Origin of the sequence: Brevibacillus sp. FIR094 (assembly GCF_050477165.1) — a bacterium.
In the GTDB taxonomy this organism is placed as follows: Bacteria; Bacillota; Bacilli; order Brevibacillales; family Brevibacillaceae; genus Brevibacillus.
This window is the reverse complement of sequence record NZ_JBEAES010000099.1, coordinates 1-402: the sequence shown is the minus strand read 5'-3', so window position 1 is coordinate 402 and position 402 is coordinate 1. Positions and strand designations below refer to the sequence as shown.

At 46.5% G+C, this 402-nt stretch carries 1 tRNA gene; it reads right to left on the bottom strand.

Annotated features, from left to right (window positions below):
• Positions 1-208 precede the first annotated feature (208 nt).
• Positions 209-284, bottom strand: a tRNA-Ala gene (locus tag ACQ5DJ_RS30025).
• Positions 285-402: the final 118 nt, after the last annotated feature.

Here is a 402-nt window from a genome sequence, read left to right as displayed (position 1 = left end):
TTCTTCGGCTCCTAGCGCCAAGGCATCCACCGTGTGCCCTTAGTAACTTAACCACGACGCACAGGATGTGCTAGTGCATGCGTTGTCTCATGGATGAGACGAACTTAGCAGGCCATCCTTGCATTTCCGTAATTACTAAAAGTACTTACAGTTAATATCTTAGCAATTTCATGCAATATCCAGTTTTCAAGGAGCATATATATTCTTTTGGTGGAGCTGAACGGGATCGAACCGATGACCTCCTGCTTGCAAGGCAGGCGCTCTCCCAACTGAGCTACAGCCCCATCACTATATAAGTGAGGGTTATACTCCCTCAAAACCGGAAAGAAAATAATCTGTGATTGGTACTCCATAGAAAGGAGGTGATCCATCCGCACCTTCCGGTACGGATACCTTGTTACG